The organism is Roseomonas sp. E05, from assembly GCF_030063475.1.
GTDB lineage: Bacteria > Pseudomonadota > Alphaproteobacteria > Acetobacterales > Acetobacteraceae > Pseudoroseomonas.
In genome coordinates, this window is sequence record NZ_JASIRT010000023.1 from 1 (window position 1) to 21,283 (window position 21,283).

Below are 21,283 nucleotides of genomic sequence, written 5' to 3' on the forward strand. Positions count from 1 at the left end.
CGCAACGTCAATTACCGTCCCCTCTTGTCGCAGCGCGACATCTGGACAACCTTCACCACCGCATCCGCGGCGCTCATCATAGTTGACGCCCAGCGCTCATCCCAATCGACGTGCTACAAAGCTTGCAGGGGCCGTGCGAACGGGAAGCAGAACCACGCCGGGACCGTGCGCAGGACCGCGCACGCCGCACCTTAGGTGCAATGGTGTATGGAGACCCCTTTTCTGCGTCCAGGTGACGTCCAGCAAATGGTCAGCTGATGGCCAAGAGGCGTCCAGCCGACGACCAGGGTGCGGCCACGTCGCGTCCAGATGATGTCCAGTCAGCCAGGTCCCGTTCGCACGGTTGGGACTGACAATGCCCGGCAGCAGCAGCGAGGCGCGAGCATGAAAAACATATCCGAACGGGACCTGAGATGGCTCGACGAGCATGGCCTGAAAGGCAGGTCGCCCCTTTACAAGTTCATTAGGAAGAACTTCGCCAAGCTGAAGGCGCGACGCGCAGGAGAGGACGACGGCCCGAGCTGGGCCCGGCTAGCCGAATGGCTGGCCAGCCAGGGGCAGACCAATAGCCGCGGCGAGCCGCTCTCTTGGGACGCCGTCCGGAAGGTGTTCACGCGCGTGAGCCGTGACCTTGAAGCCGAGGACCGTGCCCGCCGGTTTGGCGTAGCAGCCAAGGCCAAGCCCGCCAGGGCGCCGGCCGGCTGGCAACCGCCCGTCGTATCCCCAAGGCCGGCGGCGCCCACATTGCCGACCACCCCACGACCTGAAGCCCCCCGAAAAGACGTGGCGCCGTTCGCACGCTCCCCCACTACCGATGGAGAGCACGCCACGGACGATGAGGTGAGCCCGGAGGAGCTGATGGCTGGGTTCAAGGCGATCGTGGCGCAGCGGAGCGGTCGATAAGAGGAGCAGACCATTGAACGAGATAAGCAAGCCGAAGGGGGCGGCCCCAATCGGGTCGACCCAGGGGGACCGGGGCATCACCATCGCCATGCGACACGGGCGGGGCCGGGTGGGTGGTAGCACATTTCTCGACCTGCTGATTCAGATGGCTCGCGCCGAGGGTCGACCGGTGCTGATCGGGGATGGCGACCGCCGTAACCCGACACTGGCTGGCTACTACCCGCCCAACGCAGAGGGTGGCGCCACTCGGCCGCGATCGGACGAGACCGCCGATGTGAAGGATTGGCTGACGAACACGGTCGCCGAGGCGCTCAGGATGCAGTCGTCGCTGGTCATCGACCTTGGCGGCGGCGACCGGGTCATGCAGGAATATGGATACGACCTGGCGCTGGTAGACTTCTGCGAGGCCAGCGGGGCACATCCGCTCGGCATCTTCATCTCGGGGCCGGAGCCAGACGACTTCGAGCATGTCCTGGCCATCTGGCGGGCAGGTTATTTCCGTCCCCGTCGCTCGCTGCTGGTGATGAATGAACACCTGATTCCGCCAGGACGGTCGCCGCAGGGCGCGTTCGACCCATTGTCCGAGACGGACGGGTTCAAGGAGATGGTGAGCCAGGGCGCGCGGCCCATGTATCTTCCGCGCCTGCCGTGCATGAAGGAGATGCGGGCCCTCGGCCTGGGCTTCCTTGATGCCGCTGCCGGCAAGCCGGGCACAACAGGAAAGCCGCTCGATCCGGTGCGCCAGTTCATGGTCAAGCAGTGGATCGGCAAGGTGCAGAAGGAGTTCGAGCGGCTCAAGGTCACGGGGTGGCTGCCATGAGCGGGGAGCTGACGCCAACCTCCGTGGCGGCCGACGACCTGCGCGCCGCCGCTGAGGACATGGAGCAAGCTGCGTGGCGGATGGGTCTCGCTCCCCACGAGCCGCTCGGGATCTGGGTGGCGAGCATGCGGCGGACCGTGACGGGGCTTGCTGACTTGACGGAAAGGCAGGCGGAAGCGGTCGCGGCCACGGTCGAGGGCACTCGGAAAGTGCTGGACGCGGAGGTCGCCCAGCTTCGTGCGGCCAGCGAAGCGGCGGCGCACCAGATGCACGAGGCCAAGGCGGTGCTGACCAGGGCGCAGGTCGAGGCCGAGAAGCTGACGCTCAAGACACTGCAGGACCTGACGCCGAAGATCCTGGAGGAGATCCGCGATGCCGTGGTCATCCGGGAGAAGCGCTACAACAAGAAGATGGAATGGCGCCGGTACGGGTTGGTCGGGCTCACGGCCATCTGCCTGTTGCTGGGCGGCTACGCCGGCCGGGCCTGGCAGGACTGGCCGGCGACCACGGCGCTGGCCCACTGCGTCGAGCATCCGCTCGCGGCGGCGGACGGCGAGCGCTACTGCGCCCTCAAGGCGCTGATGCCGGAGTGAGGGCGGGCTGAAAAAGCCAGTCTCCATTCGCACGCCACGCTCCGAGGATCGGAGACGCAGGACTGCGAAGGAGGACATGGTGTGGTCTGATCCCCATGGGCCGGCGTGCCGGCCTCGAAAGCGTCCGGCGCCCCAGCGGCGTCGGACGCTTCCCGCCATCTGGCTGCCGCACGTGTTGGCGGTAGGTGTGCTGGCGTCGAGCACCGGGCTGGCCGGTGCGTCACCGAGCCCGGTGACGATGGATGGGGTGCCCGAGCAGGTGCATCCTCAGGTGTCTGATGTGGGTCTCGGCAGCTTCACCATGCCGACGGGCACGACGTCGATCATGCCCGGTGCGGGGACAGGCACTGAGACCGGCGACACGGGGTCTGGAACCGGGAGCGGGGCCGATGCAGCGTCGCTCAGCGGCGCTGCCTACGAGACGATGATGGAACAGAGTTGGGGAGCACTGGCCAGTACCAACGCGCAGACGGTCGGCATCAACCCGACTGCCTTAGCTGCGACCTGCGTGCTGGAGAGCGGCTGCTCGAACAGCGATACGTCAGGAGACATTCGGGGCGCGTTCCAGATGATGGGGTCGAGTTACACCTCAAGCCTGAATGCGGCGCTTCAGGCACATCCAGAACTGGCGGCGAACATCACACCCGGTCTTGCAGGGCAGAATGACCCTGCGACCCAAGCCACTGCAGCGGCGCAGTATCTCAAGACGTCTGCAGAACAGTTGCAAACGGCTGGCATCGCAAATCCTACGGTCCTCGATGTTCGCGGGTCCTACAACTTTGGCCCGACGAACGGCACCGCAATTGCGAGAGCCCCTGGCGATATGCCGATGAGCGATGTGCTCCAGGGATTGTCGCCAAGCACGCTGGCGGCAAACGGCATAACATCCACCACAACTGTTCAACAATGGCGTGACAGCGTAGCCGCAAAGATCGGATCCGCTGCGACACAGCCTGTGCTGATAGGAGCGTAATATGAGGACCCGTGCAGCCACCTGCATCATCTCACTTATTGGTTTGGGCCTGGGAGCCGTTACTCAGGTGGAGGCCCAGCCCCTTCGGGCAATTCGGCCTTTGTCCGGCTACTCCTGTATGGCGCTCAATCTGACTGAACAGCAGATGTTCGACCCGAGCGCAGTTCCTCCAGTAATGGCAGAGCCCTCCCCAACAGCGAGACGGATCGGCTCAGCAGGGGCGATCGTCATCACGGCGGACCCTCTCCGTTCCCAGAATGGCTATGTCGCGATGATGATGCCGGACGGCAAGCACGGATGGATCGCTGCCGACAAGCTGAAGCCATATCGGAGTGCCGCGAATCCTACTGCGCGCTGCATTCCTTCCATGATGTCGGACGGGCGCCCGGGGTTCACCTTTCAGCATTGAGTGCTGCACAATATCTGCCGAGTCTACGTGCGACCCGGAGATATCGAGATGCTGTCAAACTTCTACCGCGCGCTACCACCAGGCGGCGTCTGGCTCTTGGCCAGCGCCGCTCTTTTTGCTTTGGGGTCGATAGGTTTTTCCGGGTCAGGCGCCCGCAGCCTGAGCGCGCTGGGCATTGCCGGCATGTTGCTGGCCGTGCTGATCGTGCTCGCGTTCCGCGACCGTGGAGCGCATCCGCGGCGCTAGACGCGGCGCGGGGTGCTCCAAGTGGAAGCGCTCCAGCATTTCGAGCCACGCGGCGACGGCGGGATCGACGGGCGAGAGGCCGTCGATCCAGCGCCGGACGGTGGTCTGGTGTCGGCCGGTGCGACGGGCGAGTTCCCGCTCGGGCCATCCGAGGGTGACAAGGGCGCGCAGGATGCGATAGCCTGACATTGGCGCTGCGGTCGTCGCCTTGTCTGAGGGAAGGCCGCTGTGTTCATTTTGAACACACGCGCCGCTGACCGTCTCGGGTTCCTCCAACATCAGACTCTCCCGCGCAGCATTGGCTTTCATGCCGTGATGCTGGCGGTGTGCCGTGCGAACGGCGCTCGTCTTTTGGCCGACATCACGCTCTGGCTGCCCCGGAGGCATGCGCCCTGGCGGAGCTGGGTTGCGGCGGGGGCGGGGTCGCGGAGCGGCCCTGAGCCCGACGCGGCCCCGCTGTGCCGGAGGGGGCATGCCGGAGCCGCGCGAAGCGCGGCGCGACCGGAGGGAGCGGGGTCGGTTTGTGAGGTGGGAGGGCAGTGCGCTGGACGGGCGGGGGGTCCAGGGGGGCAGAGCCCGGAGGGCGGCGCCCCCCTGGTCGGCCTGACGGGCGGCGGGGCGTTCGGAGAGGAAGCGGGGGCCGAAGCCCCCGCGGTGTGTGTCAGTCGAAGGCGGCGGCGCGGGCTGCGGCGGTCTGGCGGCTGAGGCTCTGGCTGTCGGGGGTATTGCCGACGTAGGGCTTCCACTCGTTGCCGGTGATGTGCTCGTAAGCGCGGACGGCACCCTCGGCGGCGGCAAGGGTTGCGTAGGACTGGCGGGCCATCTCGGCAGCGAAGCTCTGGGCGCGCTCCACGCGGCTTTCAAAACCGCTCGGGCCGTCGCGGTCCTCGTCGCGGTCGTCGTTGAGCTTGCTGGCGAGGTCGCGGGCGATGGCGCGCTTGCCATCGTAGAAGACGGCGGCGCCATAGGCGGACCCGACATAGGCGCCGACGATGCGCTGGAAGTGCATTTCCATGGCCTTGTCGGAGAGGGTGAGGCGGAGTTCCTCGGCCTGCTGCTGGAGGGTGTGGGCGGTGAGGTCTGCGATGCTGTCGGAGTCCACGGGGTCCATGCCGAAGATGCGGGTGAGCTGGGCCATCTTGTCGGGGGTGGGAGCGAGCAAGGCGGCGCTGGCGAGGGTGATGACCTGCCGGGCGGCCATGTCGCGGCGGGCGGGAGCCTGGGCGGGCTGCGGCTTGGTGGCGGGCTTGCGGGTGGCCGTGTTCTTCGGGGCGGCCTTGCGGGCAGCGGTCAGGGCCGCGCCCATCGCGGTGTCGGCATCGGCCTTGTCGGCGGCGGCGGGAGCGGCGATGTTCTGAGCAGCCTGGGACATGATCTATCCATCCTGTTCCGGTTAGCCCTCGCTCGGTGGTGCAAACACTGGGCGGGGGCGCTTTGTTTGCGGTCATCAGCAACCGCATTTGTATTATGCACGCCCCCGCCAAATACTCAACAGAAAAACGCGCCAAGACGCTGATTTATTTGCGTATATTCCCCTTTACTTCCTCTTTCAATACTCATGTTTTTCTTGATCGTCCTGCGGGTCTGGGCCGGCGAGGCCCAGCGTTGGCCGCGAGAGTGGAAGGGGACTGGCGTTTTTCTCGACCCGTCCTGCGAATGCCTGGAGGTGCGGCGGCGGGTTGCGTCAAAAGCGGCGAAGCCGGGACCGGAGCCGCGCGGAGCCACGCGCAGCCCGCAGGGCGAGCATGGCGAGCACGGCGAGGACCCACCTTTTGATGCGGGCCGTCGGCGTGCCTCATGCTGGTCGCCACGACGGCGAGGCCAGTCCCCTGGAACGTGCCCACCCCCTTCAGGGGGTGGGTTGAGCGGCCAACACCGCGCGGCTGGTGGCAGGCGAGGCGCCGGGGTTGAGCGATGGCCGCTGTCCCGGCCTGCGGCATGGGGGCGTGACCCGAATGGGCGGAGACACGCTTGCGTGGCTCCGGTCCGCCCGCTTGGGCGGACTAGCACCCGGTCCCCGCGCAGCGGGGAGCCGCCCGGACTGTTCTGCTTGCAACAGGCAGCACGCTCTCCGTTCGCATGGATCGTGGTGAAGCTGCTGAACCGGAGGCTCATGCATTTGAAGAAGCTGGAGGCCAAGATGGTGCGGAAGCTATTAGTCGCTGTGGCGCTGTTGCTGCCGGGCATGGCCCAAGCGCAACTCCCTGGGCAGAATTACCCGTATCAGAGCTACATCCCTCCGAATGTGGTGGTGGCGCCGCCGCCCTTTGCCGGGAGCGGTGCGGGCGCTGGCTACCCGCTGCCGTTCGAGACGCAGCAGATGCAGCAGCAGCGGCTGCTGGAGATGCTCGACACCGGCGGGATCGCGCGGCCGGCGACGGCAGCGACACCGCCCGGCTGCGTGTATGCGGGACAGGTGTACACGGAGGGTGCGACGGTGCGGAGCGAGGGCGGGGAGCGCCAGGTCTGTGGGCCGCGGCCGGGGGCGCGTCCGGACCTGAACGGGCAGGTTCCGCTGGCGTGGCAGCCGGCGCCGGGCTGATGCGGTTGACGCGGGGGCCGCGTCGGCGGCTGAAGCCGGACGGCGCGGTGGTGCGGACACCGGAGGAGGCGCGGATCTGGTCGAACTTCCGCGCCTTCAAGGCTGGGATTACGGGCGAGAAGGGCGAGGCGTCGGTGCGTGAGGCGCTGGAGGCGCTGCGCGTTCCGGCGCTGCACGACGTGATCCTGCGGGATGGGCGCGGGCTGACGCAGATCGACCATGTGGTGCGTGCGCCGGACGCGGTGCTGGTGCTGGAGACGAAGCGCTACGCCGGGATCGTGTCGGGTGCGATCGACGGTCGCGCGTGGGTGCAGCGGTTCGATGAGAGTGCAGAGCGTTTCACGCTGCCGAACCCACTGCGCCAGAACTATCAACACCGCCGTGCGGTGGAGGAGTTGATCGCGGATCGTGCGGTGCTGGTGCGGACGCATGTGGTTGCGGCCGGCAGTGCGGTGTTCGAGGGCGAGCTGGCCGACACGATCGTGCCGGTCACTGCCTTGGCGTCGCTGTTGGGCGGCACGCCGCCTGTGTCGCAGCGTTGGCTGGATGCGGCGTGGTGCAAGCTGCAGATGGCCGCGGAGCGGAGCCTGCAGCTGCGCGAAGCGCATCGGCAGCAGGTGGAGCGTCGACCAGGGTGAGGGCGAGCGGGAGGAAGCAGCACGATCCGCAGGCCAGTTCTGTATGCCCCGAGGGAGAGCCAGCACAGCCGGGTGCCCTTCAGCGGCGCCGAAATATGTGAGGGCTCGGGGGCGTCCGCAACGTCGCGCCACAACGCGCTGAAAGGCAGCCATTTTGTTTCTCATGGCTCTGAATCGGCAAACGTTTCCAGACAGTTCGGCAAGGGTTTCAGGAATCGGCCGGGCGATTCGTTCTTGATTTGTTCGTGTATCGCGACATAGCGTGACCGCATGACTGACGATCTCCCCCCCGATTCGGACCCGGTCCCGCTCACTGCCGCATCCTCGGAGGAGATCGCCGAGGTGTTGTCCTATGCGCTGCGCTACGATGCGCGTGGCAGGCCGCGCCGGGGCGGCGGCGAGTTCGCCGCCGGTATCGCGGCGGACTGGCTGGTCGAACACCTGCGTCGCTCCGGCTATGTCGTCATGCGCGGGCGCGGCGCGCGACCGCACAGCACCGGATAGGGCTGTGCGGGATGGCTGCCGCTGACCAGCCGCTGGATCGTGCTGCTGTCCTCGCCTCCCTTCGCGCCAGCGTCGCGCGGCTGGAGCGCGGCGGCGCCGCGCCGGACACCGGCACGATCCCGCTCTGTGATGCGATTGACCGCACCCTGCCGGGCGGCGGCCTGGCCCGAGCCGCCGTGCACGAGGTTCTCGCGGCGGATCCGGGCGCGGCGCTGGCCTTCTGCGCGCTGCTGCTGGCCCGCGCGGCGGGACCGGTGCTGTGGATCGGGGCTGAGCCGGATGCGTGGCCGCCGGGGCTGATGGCCTTCGGCCTGAACCCGGCCGACCTGGTGCTGGTGCGGGCGCAGCGTCCTGCGGACGGGCTCTGGGCCTTCGAGGAGGCGCTGCGCTCGCCGGCAACGGCCGGCGCGCTGTTAATGGTGCGCGGGGCTGTGCCGGACATGGTGGCGTCGCGGCGGCTGCAGCTTGCGGCCGAGGCGGGCGGCGGCATCGGGCTGCTGGTCTTATCGGACACGGCGTTGATCCCGGCTTCGACGGCGCGGAGCCGGTGGCGCGTGCGCGCGGCGGCGACAGCCGACCGTCTGCGGCCGAGTTGGGAGGTGACGCTGCTGCGCTGCATCGGCGGCCGGGATGGCACCTGGCGCGTGATGTGGGACTGCGACGCGGCAAGGCTCGAACTGGCGCTGGACGGCGAGGCGACCTCGTCCGGCGCCGTCGCGGCACGATGACCGGACGGCGCTACCTCGTGCTGCATCTGCCGCAGCTGGCAACGGATCGCCTCCGGCATGCCGAGCCCGCGCTACAGGGCCAGCGGCTCGCCTGCTGGGCGGCGATGGGCAACCGCCGGGTGCTGACAGCGGTGGATGCACCGGGCACGGCACTGCACCCGGGACAGGCGCTCGCGGACGCCCAGGCCATGCACCCTGAGCTGGTGCTCCGCCCGGCGGAGCCGGCGGCGGACCTCGCCCTGCTGGAGCGCCTGGCGCTCTGGGCGCTGCGCTTCACCCCCCTCTCGGCCGCCGATCCGCCGGACGAGCTGGTGCTCGACACCACCGGTTGTGCCGACTTGTTCGGCGGCGAGGCGCTGCTGCTCGCGCGTATCAGCGCCGGGCTCGGCCGGAGTGGCATCGCCGCCCACGCCGTGATCGCGAGCGTGGTCGAGGTCGCGGCGGCGTTGGCGCGCGCTGGCCGGCACGGGATGATCCTGCCCGCAGGGCAGGAGAGAGCTGTGACCGGCGCCCTGCCCCTTTCCCTGCTCCGGCTGTCCCAGGACTGCCTGTCCGGACTGCATCGGCTCGGGCTGCAGCGGGTCGGCGACGTGCTGAGCCAGCCCCGCGCGCCGCTGGCCCGGCGCTTCGGGCGGGAGCTGCTCGATGTCCTGGATGCACTGACCAGCGAGCGGCCGCGACCGATGATCCCGGTACGGCCGCCAGCAGAGTTCGAGGCGATAGGCAATTTCGTGGAGCCGATCGTCACCCGCCCCGGCATCGACCGGGCGGTGGACCGGCTCCTCGAGCAGCTCTGCGAGAGGCTGACGGAGGCAGGCCAGGGCGCGCGGCAAGTGACGCTCCGGGCATTCCGGGTGGATGGGGATGTGCAGGAGCTCACCATCGGCACGGGTTTGCCGACGCGGACGCCGGCGCATCTGCGGCGGCTGTTCGCGGAGGTGCTGGAGCGGCTGGAGCCGGATCTCGGTTTCGAGCGGATCACCCTGCAGGCCGGCGTGACCAATTCGTTCACGGCGGCACAGGACGGGATCGCATCTATCAGCGCCGATCGGCAGCGTGCCCGTGAGGAACTCGGGCAGCTGCTGGATCGCCTCGGCCAGCGATTGCCCCTCTGGCGCCTGTCGCTGGCGGAGAGCCACTGGCCCGAGCGGGCGGTCCGGCAGCTCGAGGCCTTCGCCGAGGTGCGGCGGAGCGGCGCCTGGCCCGGCCTCGCGCATCCCGTGCGGCTGCTGTCCCGGCCCGTGCCGCTGATGGTGGTGGCGGCGGTGCCGGATGGGCCGCCGGCCCGGGTGCGGCTGGACGGCACCGTGCATGCGGTGCTCTGGGCGGAAGGGCCGGACCGGATCGAGGCGGAGTGGTGGCGCGAGCCGGAGGCACGGCCCGGGCGCGACTACTACCGGGTGGCGCTGGCCTCGGGGCCGCGGCTGTGGATCGGCCGGGCGGGGGTTTATCGGCCCGGTCAACCAACCCGTTGGTTCCTGCATGGCTACCTGCCATGACGGCGGGCTTCGCCGAACTTTGTGCTCGGTCGAACTTCTCCCTGCTCGACGGGGCGTCGCACCCGGCCGAGCTGGTCGCCACGGCTAAGGCGCTCGGGCATGCGGGGATCAGCATCTGCGACCTGAACAGCCTGGCGGGCGTGGTGCGAGGCCATGTCGCGGCCAGGGAGGTCGGGCTGCCGTACGTCGTCGGCACCCGGCTCCTGCTGAAGGACGGTTCGGCCTATCTCGCCTGGCCCACGGGTCGCGACAGCTACGGGCGGCTGACGCGGCTGCTGTCGCTCGGCCGGATGCGGGCGCCGAAGGGTGCCTGCGAGATCGGCCGGGACGAGCTGATCGGGCATGCGGAAGAGTGGGTGATGGCGGCGATCCCCCCTGCCCTGCCGGATGCCGCCTTCGCGGCGCGGCTGCGGGAGGATGCCGCGGCGCTGCGCCGAAAGCTCGCGCTCCCCCTGTTCTGCACCGCCCCGGTGCTGCGGGACGGAGCCGACCGGCTCCGGCTGGAGATGCTCGCGGGCATGGCGGGGGGAGCCAAGGTCGGGCTGCTGGCCACCACGGACCCGCGCTACCACCATCCTGACCGACGGCGCCTCGCCGACGTGCTGACGGCGATCCGGCTCGGCCGAACCGTGGATGCGATTGGCTTCGCCGCCGAGCGCAATGCCGAGCGCTGCCTCAAGAGCACCGCCGAGATGGCGCGGCTCTTTGCCGGCCATCCGGAAGCGCTGGCCAACACGCTGCGGGTGCTGGAAGCAGGGTCGGGCTTCAGCCTCGACCAGCTGCGGCACGAATACCCGGATGAAATTCTGGAGCCGGGAAGGACACCGCAAGAGACGCTGACCGATCGCGTGCGCGAGGCCGCGGCCAAACGCTGGCCGGAGGGCGTGCCGGCCGACATCGGGGCGCGCATCGCGCATGAGCTGCAGCTCATCGCGCAGCTGGGTTATGCGCCCTACTTCCTGACCGTGGACGAGGTGGTCCGCTTTGCCCGGCACAAAGGCATCCTGTGCCAGGGCCGCGGCTCAGCGGCGAACAGCACGGTCTGCTACGTGTTGGGCATCACCGCGGTCGATCCGAGCAAACACGACCTGCTGTTCGAGCGGTTCGTCTCGGCCAGCCGCAACGAGCCGCCCGACATCGACGTCGATTTCGAGCATGAGCGGCGCGAGGAGGTGATCCAGCACATCTATGAGCGCTACGGCCGCGATCGCGCAGCGATCGTCGGCACGGTGATCCGCTATCGCGGTCGCAGCGCCATTCGGGAGGTTGGCCGGGCGCTTGGGCTGTCGGAGGACATCACGGGCAAGCTCGCCAAGGCGAGCTGGGGACCGGGCCGCGAGCAAGGCCTCGCCGAGCTGGCGGAAGCCGAAGGCCTCGATCTCTCGGATCGCCGCCTCTCCCTCGCCCTGCAGCTGGCCGAGGAAATCCAGGACTTCCCGCGCCATCTCGCGACCCATGTCGGCGGCTTCGTCATGTCGCGCGGCAAGCTGACCGAGATGGCGGTCGTTGGTAACGCGGCCATGGAAGGCCGGACGGTGCTCGAGTGGGACAAGGATGACGTCGATGCGCTGAAGCTGCTGAAGGTGGATATCCTGGCGCTCGGCATGCTGTCCTGCCTGCGCCGTGGCTTCGATCTGCTGCGCCGGCACCGCCGGCTCGATCTCGACCTCGCCGGTGTGCCGCGCGATTGCGAGGAGACCTATGGCATGCTGCGCCGGGCGGACAGCCTCGGCGTGTTCCAGGTCGAGAGCCGGGCGCAGATGGCGATGCTGCCGCGGCTGCGGCCCAGCACCTTCTACGACCTGGTGGTGCAGGTCGCCATCATCCGCCCCGGGCCGATCCAGGGCGACATGGTGCATCCCTATCTGCGCCGCCGCTGGGATCTGGAGAAGCCCGAATACCCGAGACCCTCGGCGGAGTATGACCAGGACGAGTTGAAGAAGGTGCTGGGCCGCACTCTGGGCGTGCCGCTCTTTCAGGAGCAGGCGATGCGCGTCGCGATCGTCGCCGCCGGCTTCACGCCGGAGGAGGCGGACAAGCTCCGCCGGGCCATGGCGACCTTCAAGCACACGCAGGGGGTGTCGGAATATCGCGACCGGCTGGTGGGCGGCATGGTCCGGCGGGGCTATGACCCGGAACTCGCCGAGCGGGTGTTCAAGCAGATCGAGGGCTTCGGCAGCTATGGCTTCCCCGAAAGCCATGCGGCGAGCTTCGCCCACCTCGTCTATGCCTCGGCCTGGGTGAAGCGGCACCATCCGACGGTCTTCGCAGCGGCGCTGCTGAACAGCCAGCCGATGGGCTTCTACGCCCCGGCGCAGATCGTGCGCGATGCGCGCCAGCACGGGGTGCTGGTGCGGCCGGTCGACGTGAACGCCTCCGACTGGGATTGCACGTTGGAGCCTGACGCGCGCAGCGCGGAGGAGCATGCGCTGCGGCTGGGGCTGCGCTTGGCAGCGGGGCTGGCGGAGGAAGAGGGGCGACGGATCGCCAAGGTGCGGCGGGCCGGCAACGGCTCCCCTTATGGCTCAGTCGAGGAGGTGGCGCGGCGGGCGGCGGTGAGTCGCCGCGCCATCGAGGCGCTGGCGGAGGCGGATGCCTTCGCGAGCCTCGGCGCCAGCCGGCGGGCGGCGATGTGGGACGCGAAGGCGATCGAGCGGGAGGTGCCGCCGCTCCTGCGGCTTGCGGGCGAAGCCGCGAACCTCGGCGAGCCGCCCCTCATCCGAGAGCCCTCCCCCGCCCTGCCGGCGGAAGCCGCCGGACAGTCGGTGGTGCTGGACTACACCGCGACCGGACTCTCGCTGCGCCAGCATCCGCTGGCGCTGCTGCGCGAGGAGCTGCAGCGCCTCGGGCTCGATGACACCCGTCGCCTCGGCACGACCAGGCCGGGCAGCCGGATCAGGCTGCCTGGGCTGGTGCTGATGCGCCAGCGGCCGGGCACGGCCAAGGGGGTGGTGTTCGTGACCATCGAGGACGAGTTCGGCCATGGCAACCTCGTGGTCTATGCCGACATCGCGGCCCGCGACCGCGCGGCGCTGATTGGGGCGCGGCTCCTGATCGCGGAAGGGCGGGTGGAGCGTGAGACGGAGCATGCGGAGGTGCCGATCACGCATCTGATCTGTCGCCGGCTGATCGACCGCTCCGACATGCTGAATGGTCTCATGCGGGAACATGAGGGGGGCACGTTCGGCGATGCGGCGCTGCTGCGCGGAGATGAGGTGCGGCGCCCGGATCCGGGCTCAGCCCGGTCCAGAGCGAAGATGCCGATCAGCAGGGACTTCCGGTAGCGGCGTGAAGCGGACATCGGCTGGAGTGGTTATGTTTATCCGAGGTCCAGCTGTGTGATGCTTAGAACCCGCGATGCGGTTTGCCATCAAAGATGCCCTTGGCGTGGGCGAGATCCTTGTCCGAGCTGCCCAGGCAGAGATCATGCCGCAATTCGGCAAGTTGGCCGCCGGGCAGATTCGGGAAAAGTCATCGCGGTTCGACATTGTGACGGCGGTCGATGAGGCAGCCGAGCGGGCCATATCGGCGGCACTGGCGGCCGCCTACCCCAGTGCCATCCTCGTCGGTGAGGAGGCCACCGAAAGGAACCGCAGCCTGCTCGGGGCCATAGGCGGGGCAGACCTCGCCTTCGTGGTCGACCCGCTCGACGGCACCAAGAACTTTGTATCCGGCCTGCCGCTCTTCGGGGTCATGGTCGCGGCTACAGTGCGAGGAGAGGTTGTCCTGGCCGCCATCCATGACCCCGTCAGCAGCAGCACCGCATTCGCGCTGCGGGGCGAAGGTGCCTGGCTGCAAGGCCAGGACGGCTCCCGCACGGACCTGAGAGTAGCGGAGGCAGTGCCGGTCGACAGGATGGACGCCATCATCGGGACGAACTTCCTGCCGGAGCCGCTCCGGACGGTCGTCAACGGCAACCTCCCGCGGCTGGCCATGAGTTCGTGGCTGAGGTGCGCCGCGCACGAGTATCGAATGGCCGCGGCCGGGCACTGCCACCTGCTGTTCTACAACAAGCTGATGCCCTGGGATCACGCGGCGGGCTGGCTTCTCCATCGGGAGGCGGGCGGCTTCAGCGCCCATTTCGACGGGACCGCCTACCGCCCGACCGACCTGACCGGGGGGCTCATCTGCGCCCCAGATGAAGCAAGCTGGCGGCTCGCCAGGGACGCGCTGATGAATCAAACTGGCCCTTGAGGTGATCCTCGGAGTTCGGGCAGGGGACCATTCCAGACCGCCGGCCGATCCAGACCGCCGGCCGATCCAGACCGCCGGCCGAAGCCGGCGGTCCGAAGGCCGCTAGGCGGCCTTGTGCTGCTCGACCTCCTGCTTGAAGCCGAGCTCAAGCTTGATGAAGGGCGGAAGGGACAGGGTGAGTGTCGCGCTGACGATGCTCTTGCCCGTGAGGTGGCGCAGCAGGCGCTTGATGGTCCGGCGCGCGCTGCGGGAGAGCCTCTTGAGGTAGGTTGCTGGTTTCATGGTGTCGCTCCTCTGAGTGGGTCTGCCGTGATCGGCGGATGCGACAAGCGACGCGGCGCAGCGGGCCTCACCCCGCAGGGGGCGCAACACCGTGGAGCACCGTCAGGTTGAAGCACGCTGCGCCGTGGCGCAGCTTCCGCCCATGAGATCACGGTGGACCCACTCAGGGGAGCCGGGCGTCACCAGGGCAACCTGCCTCGCTGGAGAAGCGATCCGGCTCCTGCCGGACCTGGGTTGCTGCAGAACCAGGGTGGATCAGTGGGCGTGACCGTTGGGCGGCGTCACCGCCCGCACCTCCTCGCCACGCTCGTCGAGCAGGAGGAACGAGACGCGGCGCGCGATGATGTCGGTGCGCTCGATCAGCTGCACCTGGCCGTCCGGCAGCCTCACGAGACTGGAGCCCTCGGCCATCGCCACCTTCCACGCACGATTGAGGATGGCTGCCGCCGCTTCAGGGCTGTCGGCCTCCAGTGTGAAGTCGCCGCTTCCCTCCTCGGTGGTTTGCTGCACCAGTCGCATCCTGATCCTGGCCACGGGGCAATCTCCTCTTCCATTGCGAGTCTGGATGTCAGTGGTGGGCGGGAGCGCGACGGTGGCGTCCCGGCGTCCGGGGGCGGGATTGCGCGACGCCACCCTCGGGCCCGTGCCCGGCGCCGCTGGCGGTGTCCAGCCGGTACGCCAGGAGCCAGCTCGGCCCGTGGGTGTTGCGCAGACGGTGCAGCAGCGGCTCGGCCGTGGCCTTGATCCACTCGGCGAGCAGGTATTCCTTCCACCGCCGGCCATGCTTGGCCGCGTAGGCGCGCAGCGCGACCCGTTGCTCATGCAGCAGCGGCGGGTAGTCGGGATCCGAGGGGGTGCTCATTGCAGCAGCCCCTCAAGGCCCGTGCCAGACGTCCCGGGGCCGTAGTCGTCGGCGCCAGCCACCCACCAGTCGGCCTGCCGGTCGCAGGCCTCGGCCTCGGCCAGCAGCGCCTCGCGCTGCTCGGGCCGGAGATAGCCGCGCTGGGCATGGTCACGGAGGTGACCGGCCTGCCGGCGCCACTGCTCGGCGCTGGACAGGCAGCTCTGGCGCTCCAAGGCGGGGGTCAGCATGTCGGACCCTCCGGCGGGAGGGGCGCGCCGGGCGCGTGCGCAGCCGCGGACGCGCCCGTGCGCGAGCGTGGACGAGGCATGGTGGTGCTCCTGAGATGGGATTGGGACCGCTGTGGCCCCGGCGCCTTCCGGGCGCCCGTGAACCTACGCGGCGAGGGTTGTGGCTGCTGACCGGCGGTAGAGCCGCAGGTCCGGCAGGGGCGGGTAGCCCGTCGGCTCCTTCCAGAGCCCGAGATCGTCATGCAGCTGCAGGGTGCGGACGGCGACCTCCTGTCGGCGGCCATCGCGCAGCGAGCGGACCACCGCCCTGTCGGAACGGCCGGCCATGAAGACGCTGACCCAGCGCCCGGTGTCCGGGTCGCGGCGGGCAGCATGGTACTGGCCGTTGAGGAAGGCCTCGACGATCCAGGGATTCCGGCAGACGGCCCGACCGCCGAAGCGGTCCCTGAAGAAGCCCTCATCCTGCAGGTAGTAGATCGAGCCGAGGGCCACCACGCCGACGCAGAGCGGGTTCATGCCGCCTTGGCAGCGTTGGGCGAAATACTGGCGGATCATGGCGTCTCCCTTCCGAACAGCGAGCCGAACCGCTGGAGCGGGCTCGGTCCACGATCGAGATCGGCCGCGCGATCGGCACGCAGCTGCTCGAGCTGCGGCGCCGTCAGCTCGGCGAAGGGTGTGAGCGGCTTCGCCAGATCCTCCCGTCGGGTTACCTCGCCGTGCCGGGTGCCAATCCAGAGCAGGACCGGATCGGTGCCCTCCTCGGCCTGCTCATCAAACACCTGGGCGAAGAAGGTCATCATCGGATTGTCCCAGCCGATGACGACGGACGTCCCCGGCCGCTTGGCCGGGAGCTCATGACGGCTCATCGCGGGAATCCTCAGAATGGGATTTCGCTGTCGTCGAAGACCGCCCGCGGCGGCGGCACGTAGCCTGGCGTGTGCAGGCGGTAGCCGTCGTAGCCGTAGCGGTCGCACATCAGGGCGGCGAAGCCGCTCGCCGCCTTGCGCGACGCGAACGGGTAAGGGTGCGGCGCGCTCATGACGTGGCAGCGGCCATATCCGGTCTCGAAGCCCTCCTCGTGAACGGCCTCGAAAACGACCGTGGTGAGCGCAGGGGTGCGCGGCAGCACGTTGCGGGTGAGCATGGTGAACCTCGCGCGCAGGCGCAGCCGCGCATCGAGCGCGGCCGGCCGGGAAAGCTGCATGTGGTCGGGGAAGGCGGAGCGGCGCCCGTCAGGGCGCCGAAGCCGGGTGGCTCAGAACGGCACCTCGTCGTCCAGGTCGCCCGCGCCTGCACCCGCACCGGCCGGCTGCCGCGCGCGTCGCGCGCTTCCCTCGTTGCGGCCATTGCCGTTCGGCGCATCGAGCAGCACCAGGTTGCTCTGGAAGGGCCGCAGCGCGACTTCCGTGCTGTAGCGCTCCACGCCCTGCTGGTCGGTCCACTTCCGGTTCTCGAGCTTGCCCTGGAGCAGGACCTTGCTGCCCTTGCGCAGGTATTTCTCGCCGATGTCGATCAGACCGTCGACGAAGACGGAGATGCGGTGCCATTCGGTGCGCTCGCGCTGCTCACCGTTGCCGTCGCGCCAGAACTCGCTGGTCGCGAGATTGAAGGTCAGCACCCGGCCGCCGTTCTGGAAGTTCCGCACCTCCGGGTCGCCGCCGAGGTTGCCGAGCAGGGTCACCTGGTTCACGTAGCGGGCCATCGTCTCATCCTCTCTCTTCTCACCTCGAGAGGCGGTCCGGCCCGTGCCGGTCATCGTCCTCTCGGGTGCGGCCGAAAGGAACCGGGCGGCCGGACGGGACAACGGCGTGCGGGCGGGTCCCATCGCGCGAGCGCGATGGGTGCCCGGCACGGGACCGGAGCCACGCGCAGCGCAGCGAGCATGGCGAGGACCCACCCGTTGTCGCGGCCGGACGTTCGGTTCAGGCCGCAGCAAACCCGAGAGGGCGGTGACCGGCACGGGCAGCAGAACCGGCACAGCCCCTTTGCTCACCACTCATCTCGCCCCCTCACCTGATCTCCTCTCTCTTCTCTCAGGCTGCTCTCTTCTCTCAGGCTGCCAGGGACAGTGCCGACAGCCGCTCCAGCTGGACGATCTCCTGGTGCAGGCGACGCAGCTGCGGGCCGAGCTTCTGCTCCTGCGCGGCAGCCTCGCGCAGGTAGCGGCCCCAGGTGCTGCGATTCCATTCGCCACGGTTCTCCGGCGGGCGGCGGCCCGGCCGGCCGTGGCCGGCGGCGCGCTCGCAGGCCGAGACGAGCCGGTCCTCGATGAGGATGATCTGCTGACGGCGCAGCGCGATACGCGCCGCGATGATCTGGCGGTCCATGTGGTCCTCCGTGCCACTCAGGGAATGAAGGCCCGCCCGGCTGTGCCGGGCGGGCGCGGGTCAGGCAGCGGCCTGGACCGGCTCGCCGTCGTTGCTGGCGGGCGGGAGGTCAGGCGTGAGCCCGTCCTCGACCTCCTCTCCGGCCGCCTCGGCATCGAGGTCCTCAGGGAGCCCGTCGAGATCCTCCTCGTCGCTGTCCGGGTCGGCGGCATCGTCGGCCGCCCTGGCATCCAGCCTCGCCACTTCGGCGGCGGTCAGGGCGAAGCGAGCCGCCGGGAGGACGTAGGTGCCCTGCCCGACATGGGCGATCAGGGCCTCGCGGGTCGCCTTGCCAGTGTTGCGCGGCAGGACGTTCTCGGCCGAGGCGGCGCGTTCCATGGCGGCCTTGCTCAGGCACTTCAGGAACTCATCTGTCGCCATGTTCGGCAGGAACTGGTCGGCGCCGATCGCGTCGCCCGCCACCCGGGCCACCGGACCGCTGCTGGTCATGCCGTCCCGGCAGGACAGCACGTTCTGCAGCATCGCGCGGGCCGCCGCGCGCAGCGCCTCGGGGTCGCGGGTCAGCACGCCGCCCGCCATGACCGTGCCGGCGACCCGGCCGCGCTCACCGTAGCGGCTGGAGGTCTGGGGCGACTGCACCGAGACATTCTGTCCGGCGAGTGCCAGCACCAGCAGGCCGATGAGGGTCTGGTCGTCGATCGGGTTCTCGCGCAGCGCCTGATGCAGGGCATCAGTGCGGTAGTCGCCGATCATCGCCATGCCCTTCTGGGTCACATCCGCCCGCGCGCCGGGCGCCTTGGCCGCGCCGGAGCCAGCGCCCGCGCTGCCCCGCTCGCTGCGGGTGCGGACGGGCACCCGGAAAGGAATGCTCTCCACCCTGCCGGTCTGGCGATCGAGATAGAACGCCACCTCGTCCGTGTCCTGCGGCTTGCCATAGACCCGCTCGGCGCCTGGCGGCAGCTCGATGCTGCCGTACTTGCCCGCCTCGACGATGCAGGCGTTCGGGTGCAGGCTCGCCAGATTGGTCGCCAGCCATTCGGTCTGCGCGTCGAAGAACTCCTGGACCTTGGTGGTGTAGAGGTTGTCCTCGCCGCCGGGGCCGAAGAGATCGTCCTCCCACGAGATTCCGAACTTCCGGGCGAGATCGTCGTCGAAGCGTGCATCCTTGCGCAGCAGCCGGCGCTTGCGGAGCGGGTTGACGATGCTCCACCAGCTCGCCTCCTGGCCCTTCTTCGGCTTGTGCTGCTTCCAGACCGCCTCCTGCTCCTCGATCGGCGCGTTGGCGAGGATCTGCAGGTCGTCGGGATCGGGCTCATCCCCCTTGGCCATGTGGTCCAGGATGGCGGGATGGATGTTGGCCAGCAGCCGCAGGCGCTTCACCCCCCGCACGGACATATTGAGCGCATTGGCGACCCCCTGCTCGGTCCAGCCCTGGTCGCTGCCGAGCATGGCCTCGATGTGCCGCCACAGGTCGACCGAGCACATCTCGGCCCGGACCACGTTCTCGGCCAGGGACCGCATCGCGTCGGCGCCATCATCCGCGCCGCGGACCAGCACCGGGATCTCGGCCAGCCTGGCCTTGATCGAGCAGCGCACCCGGCGTTCGCCCGCGACAATGACCAGCTCCTCGCCGTCCTCGCGGACGACGGGTGGCTGGATCAGGCCGTGTGCCAGGATATTTGCCGTGAGCTGGGCATCCTGCTCCGGCATCGCCTTGGTGCGGCGGGGATTGTTCGGGTTGAACTTCAGCGTGCGCGGGTTGACGGTCCTGAGTTCCACGGTGGTCGCTCCTGGCGAAGGTTGCTCTCCGTCCTCTCCATCCCTGGCGAAGACCCCTCCCGCGCAGGCGGCGCGGCGGGCCCGACACCATTGCCGGCGAGCGGCCCTGCCCGGTGCGGGACGCGGCCCATAGGGCTGCGGCCTAGCCGGGCTGGGTTGCGACGGCGGCGATGGAGCGCAGCGGTGCCGGGACAGCGGCGATGCCAACCGCTCCGACCTTCGGTCTTCTCTTCCTCTCGGCTGGTTCCTCGGAGGGGTTTCCGGCACCTGGGCGCGTAAGGGACGATCAGAACAGCGATGGCTGGTCGGAGGCCCAATCCGCCGGACGCGGGCGCGGCAGCTCGGCGACAGGCACCTTGTCGGGCTGGTAGCGTGCCTGCAGGCGGTTCAGCAGGGTGCGCTCCGCGGCCTCGGTCTCGCGGGCAAGAGCGTCGCGGAGCCGGGCAACGAGGCCCGCGTTGCGGACGCGCGCCACCACGGCGCGCTCCAGGTCGGAGAAGGTGAAGGCGGGATCGCCCCGGCACGGGTGAGTGCTGATCTGCTCCAGGAAGCGCAGCTTGTCGGCGGCACTGGTGAAGAACTCGGCCCAGAACCCATGCTGATCGTAATGCGCGATCATGCCGAAATGCTGGCACAGCACACGGTAGAACTTCAGCGTGAAGCGCTTGCGCGGAAAGTCCTCCGCGATGAAGGCGAGCAGCTGGTTGCCGAAATCGGCCTTCGCTGCGGCACTGTCGAACTTCGTCGCGGTAAACTGTCCGGCGGTGAGCAGCGGCAGCTGGAAGGCAGCGAGGGCGGGGCTCACGACACGCGCTCCGCCCCTGTGTGCTTCCGGAACAGCTTCAGCGCTTCCTCTTCCGGTAGGCTGTTGAGCCAGGTCTCGACGCGCCATTTCGCCTTGATCTCGGCTGAGCCGAGGATCTGCGCGATTTTCTCGGGCGGCAGCACCTTGGTCTGCATGATCCCGTGTTGGCCCAGCTCGACGTAGAGCACGCGCTTCTTCAGCCGCTTGCGGAGGTCGCGCAACAGGATCCAGTCATCGAGCAACTGGCCGACGATCCACTCCGCGTCCTGGACGATCAGGTGGGGCTCGCCACCAAGGGATGCGCCAATGTCCACCTTCGGCAGCGTCTTGCCGTACTCGTCCAGGCGAGCGCGCAGCGTGTTCGGATGTACGTCGGTCGGGCCGCCCGTGCCGTGGTTCTGAGCATGGCCCTCCTTCTTGCCGTCGATCCACACCTCGGCGCTGAAGGCGTTGGTCTCCTCGCTCAGCGACGCGCTGTAATCGATCTTGCGCAGCTCGATCTTCATGCTGGGCTCCTGCCCCAGGGTCCGCGGGGCACCGGTCCGGCCGGGTGCCGAAAGGGGAGACGCCCCGGCCGCGCATCTCCCCTCGCCGTGCCCGGTTGGGTCAGGACAGAGCGGAGGCAGCGCATGGCGGAGGCGAAGGACGAGATCAGGGTGAACCGGGCGCCGGTGCTGACACTCTGGGCAGCCGTGGCCGCCGAGCGGCCCGGCTATGACCGGGATGCGGCGATCATCCTGGGGCACGCGGTCGCGGGACCGAGTGCGACGCTGACATCCTGCCGGCCCTCCACACCCGAAATGGCCGAAATGCTGCGTTGCACAATTTGACTAGCTCGTTCCGGGTGCGATGCGGCATAATTGCTTCGATGGCGATCCGGCCTTGCCGGTGCCGTCTTTCTTGGACGTTTCCTCCCTAAACTCAGGCGGCACCTTCGGGCGCCGCCTTT

Annotated in this window: 27 protein-coding genes; 13 read left to right on the forward strand and 14 right to left on the reverse strand. The window is 69.0% G+C overall.

What is annotated here, in order from left to right; all coding sequences use genetic code 11:
• The first annotated feature begins 384 nt into the window (after positions 1–384).
• The 5 genes from QMO56_RS18880 (at position 385) to QMO56_RS18900 (ending at position 3,698) form a co-directional block, all read left to right on the forward strand.
• Positions 385–903, forward strand: coding sequence for a hypothetical protein (locus QMO56_RS18880; RefSeq protein ID WP_283528285.1), 519 nt, complete (start codon positions 385–387; stop codon positions 901–903).
• A gap of 13 nt (positions 904–916) precedes the next feature.
• Positions 917–1,723 (forward strand): hypothetical protein, encoded by an 807-nt coding sequence (locus QMO56_RS18885; protein ID WP_283528287.1) that lies wholly within the window; start codon positions 917–919, stop codon positions 1,721–1,723.
• Positions 1,720–2,316, forward strand: coding sequence for a hypothetical protein (locus QMO56_RS18890; protein ID WP_283528289.1), 597 nt, complete (start codon positions 1,720–1,722; stop codon positions 2,314–2,316). The genes QMO56_RS18885 and QMO56_RS18890 overlap by 4 nt, the downstream gene beginning before the upstream one ends.
• A gap of 175 nt (positions 2,317–2,491) precedes the next feature.
• Entirely contained in the window at positions 2,492–3,289 is a 798-nt protein-coding gene (locus tag QMO56_RS18895) for a hypothetical protein (protein ID WP_283528291.1), read from the forward strand.
• Between the two features lies 1 nt (position 3,290).
• Positions 3,291–3,698, forward strand: a complete 408-nt coding sequence (locus tag QMO56_RS18900; RefSeq protein WP_283528294.1) for a hypothetical protein — start codon at positions 3,291–3,293, stop codon at positions 3,696–3,698.
• Positions 3,699–3,842: 144 nt separating this feature from the next.
• Here the strand turns inward: QMO56_RS18900 and QMO56_RS18905 are convergent, their stop codons facing one another.
• On the reverse strand, positions 3,843–4,223 hold the full coding sequence (locus QMO56_RS18905) for a helix-turn-helix domain-containing protein (protein WP_283528295.1): 381 nt from the start codon (positions 4,221–4,223) through the stop codon (positions 3,843–3,845).
• Between the two features lie 382 nt (positions 4,224–4,605).
• Positions 4,606–5,316 (reverse strand): hypothetical protein, encoded by a 711-nt coding sequence (locus QMO56_RS18910; RefSeq protein WP_283528297.1) that lies wholly within the window; start codon positions 5,314–5,316, stop codon positions 4,606–4,608.
• A gap of 717 nt (positions 5,317–6,033) precedes the next feature.
• On the opposite strand from QMO56_RS18910, the gene QMO56_RS18915 reads away from it, so the two are divergent.
• From QMO56_RS18915 to QMO56_RS18945, 7 genes are all read left to right on the forward strand, one after another.
• Positions 6,034–6,486 carry a hypothetical protein gene (locus tag QMO56_RS18915; RefSeq protein ID WP_283528299.1) on the forward strand — a complete coding sequence of 151 codons (453 nt, stop codon included), beginning with the start codon at positions 6,034–6,036 and terminating at the stop codon, positions 6,484–6,486.
• Positions 6,465–7,124 (forward strand): nuclease-related domain-containing protein, encoded by a 660-nt coding sequence (locus QMO56_RS18920; protein WP_283528301.1) that lies wholly within the window; start codon positions 6,465–6,467, stop codon positions 7,122–7,124. The genes QMO56_RS18915 and QMO56_RS18920 overlap by 22 nt, the downstream gene beginning before the upstream one ends.
• 270 nt (positions 7,125–7,394) lie before the next feature.
• Positions 7,395–7,628, forward strand: a complete 234-nt coding sequence (locus QMO56_RS18925; RefSeq protein WP_283528303.1) for a hypothetical protein — start codon at positions 7,395–7,397, stop codon at positions 7,626–7,628.
• 11 nt (positions 7,629–7,639) lie between these two features.
• Positions 7,640–8,356 carry an ImuA family protein gene (locus tag QMO56_RS18930; RefSeq protein ID WP_283528305.1) on the forward strand — a complete coding sequence of 239 codons (717 nt, stop codon included), beginning with the start codon at positions 7,640–7,642 and terminating at the stop codon, positions 8,354–8,356.
• Positions 8,353–9,855, forward strand: coding sequence for a DNA polymerase Y family protein (locus QMO56_RS18935; RefSeq protein ID WP_283528307.1), 1,503 nt, complete (start codon positions 8,353–8,355; stop codon positions 9,853–9,855). The genes QMO56_RS18930 and QMO56_RS18935 overlap by 4 nt, the downstream gene beginning before the upstream one ends.
• Complete coding sequence (locus QMO56_RS18940; RefSeq protein ID WP_283528309.1) at positions 9,852–13,139, forward strand: error-prone DNA polymerase; 3,288 nt, start codon at positions 9,852–9,854, stop codon at positions 13,137–13,139. Before QMO56_RS18935 ends, QMO56_RS18940 begins: the two co-directional genes overlap by 4 nt.
• Before the next feature lie 73 nt (positions 13,140–13,212).
• Positions 13,213–14,049, forward strand: coding sequence for an inositol monophosphatase (locus tag QMO56_RS18945; protein ID WP_283528311.1), 837 nt, complete (start codon positions 13,213–13,215; stop codon positions 14,047–14,049).
• A gap of 102 nt (positions 14,050–14,151) precedes the next feature.
• On the opposite strand, the gene QMO56_RS18950 is transcribed toward QMO56_RS18945, so the two are convergent.
• From QMO56_RS18950 to QMO56_RS19005, 12 genes are all read right to left on the reverse strand, one after another.
• Positions 14,152–14,331, reverse strand: coding sequence for a hypothetical protein (locus tag QMO56_RS18950; protein ID WP_283528313.1), 180 nt, complete (start codon positions 14,329–14,331; stop codon positions 14,152–14,154).
• Positions 14,332–14,586: 255 nt separating this feature from the next.
• On the reverse strand, positions 14,587–14,841 hold the full coding sequence (locus QMO56_RS18955; RefSeq protein WP_283528314.1) for a hypothetical protein: 255 nt from the start codon (positions 14,839–14,841) through the stop codon (positions 14,587–14,589).
• Between the two features lie 58 nt (positions 14,842–14,899).
• Complete coding sequence (locus QMO56_RS18960) at positions 14,900–15,193, reverse strand: hypothetical protein (protein WP_283528316.1); 294 nt, start codon at positions 15,191–15,193, stop codon at positions 14,900–14,902.
• Entirely contained in the window at positions 15,190–15,423 is a 234-nt protein-coding gene (locus QMO56_RS18965) for a hypothetical protein (RefSeq protein WP_283528318.1), read from the reverse strand. The genes QMO56_RS18960 and QMO56_RS18965 overlap by 4 nt, the downstream gene beginning before the upstream one ends.
• A gap of 144 nt (positions 15,424–15,567) precedes the next feature.
• Complete coding sequence (locus QMO56_RS18970) at positions 15,568–15,978, reverse strand: hypothetical protein (protein ID WP_283528320.1); 411 nt, start codon at positions 15,976–15,978, stop codon at positions 15,568–15,570.
• Positions 15,975–16,289: a hypothetical protein gene (locus QMO56_RS18975; protein ID WP_283528322.1), complete on the reverse strand. Its 315-nt coding sequence runs from the start codon at positions 16,287–16,289 to the stop codon at positions 15,975–15,977. The genes QMO56_RS18970 and QMO56_RS18975 overlap by 4 nt, the downstream gene beginning before the upstream one ends.
• Before the next feature lie 11 nt (positions 16,290–16,300).
• A complete protein-coding gene (locus QMO56_RS18980; RefSeq protein WP_283528324.1) occupies positions 16,301–16,627 on the reverse strand; it encodes a hypothetical protein in 327 nt (108 codons plus the stop codon).
• Positions 16,628–16,678: 51 nt separating this feature from the next.
• The gene (ssb, locus tag QMO56_RS18985) at positions 16,679–17,125 is read right to left on the reverse strand and encodes a single-stranded DNA-binding protein (RefSeq protein WP_283528326.1); all 447 of its coding nucleotides are present in this window, start codon (positions 17,123–17,125) and stop codon (positions 16,679–16,681) included.
• 349 nt (positions 17,126–17,474) lie between these two features.
• Positions 17,475–17,750, reverse strand: a complete 276-nt coding sequence (locus tag QMO56_RS18990; protein ID WP_283528328.1) for a hypothetical protein — start codon at positions 17,748–17,750, stop codon at positions 17,475–17,477.
• A 60-nt stretch (positions 17,751–17,810) separates the two neighbouring features.
• Positions 17,811–19,529 (reverse strand): ParB/RepB/Spo0J family partition protein, encoded by a 1,719-nt coding sequence (locus tag QMO56_RS18995; protein ID WP_283528330.1) that lies wholly within the window; start codon positions 19,527–19,529, stop codon positions 17,811–17,813.
• Positions 19,530–19,815: 286 nt separating this feature from the next.
• Positions 19,816–20,334, reverse strand: coding sequence for a hypothetical protein (locus QMO56_RS19000; protein ID WP_283528331.1), 519 nt, complete (start codon positions 20,332–20,334; stop codon positions 19,816–19,818).
• Positions 20,331–20,840 (reverse strand): hypothetical protein, encoded by a 510-nt coding sequence (locus tag QMO56_RS19005; RefSeq protein ID WP_283528333.1) that lies wholly within the window; start codon positions 20,838–20,840, stop codon positions 20,331–20,333. The genes QMO56_RS19000 and QMO56_RS19005 overlap by 4 nt, the downstream gene beginning before the upstream one ends.
• Before the next feature lie 123 nt (positions 20,841–20,963).
• Between QMO56_RS19005 and QMO56_RS19010 the strand changes: the two genes are divergently transcribed.
• Positions 20,964–21,164, forward strand: coding sequence for a hypothetical protein (locus QMO56_RS19010; RefSeq protein ID WP_283528335.1), 201 nt, complete (start codon positions 20,964–20,966; stop codon positions 21,162–21,164).
• Positions 21,165–21,283: the final 119 nt, after the last annotated feature.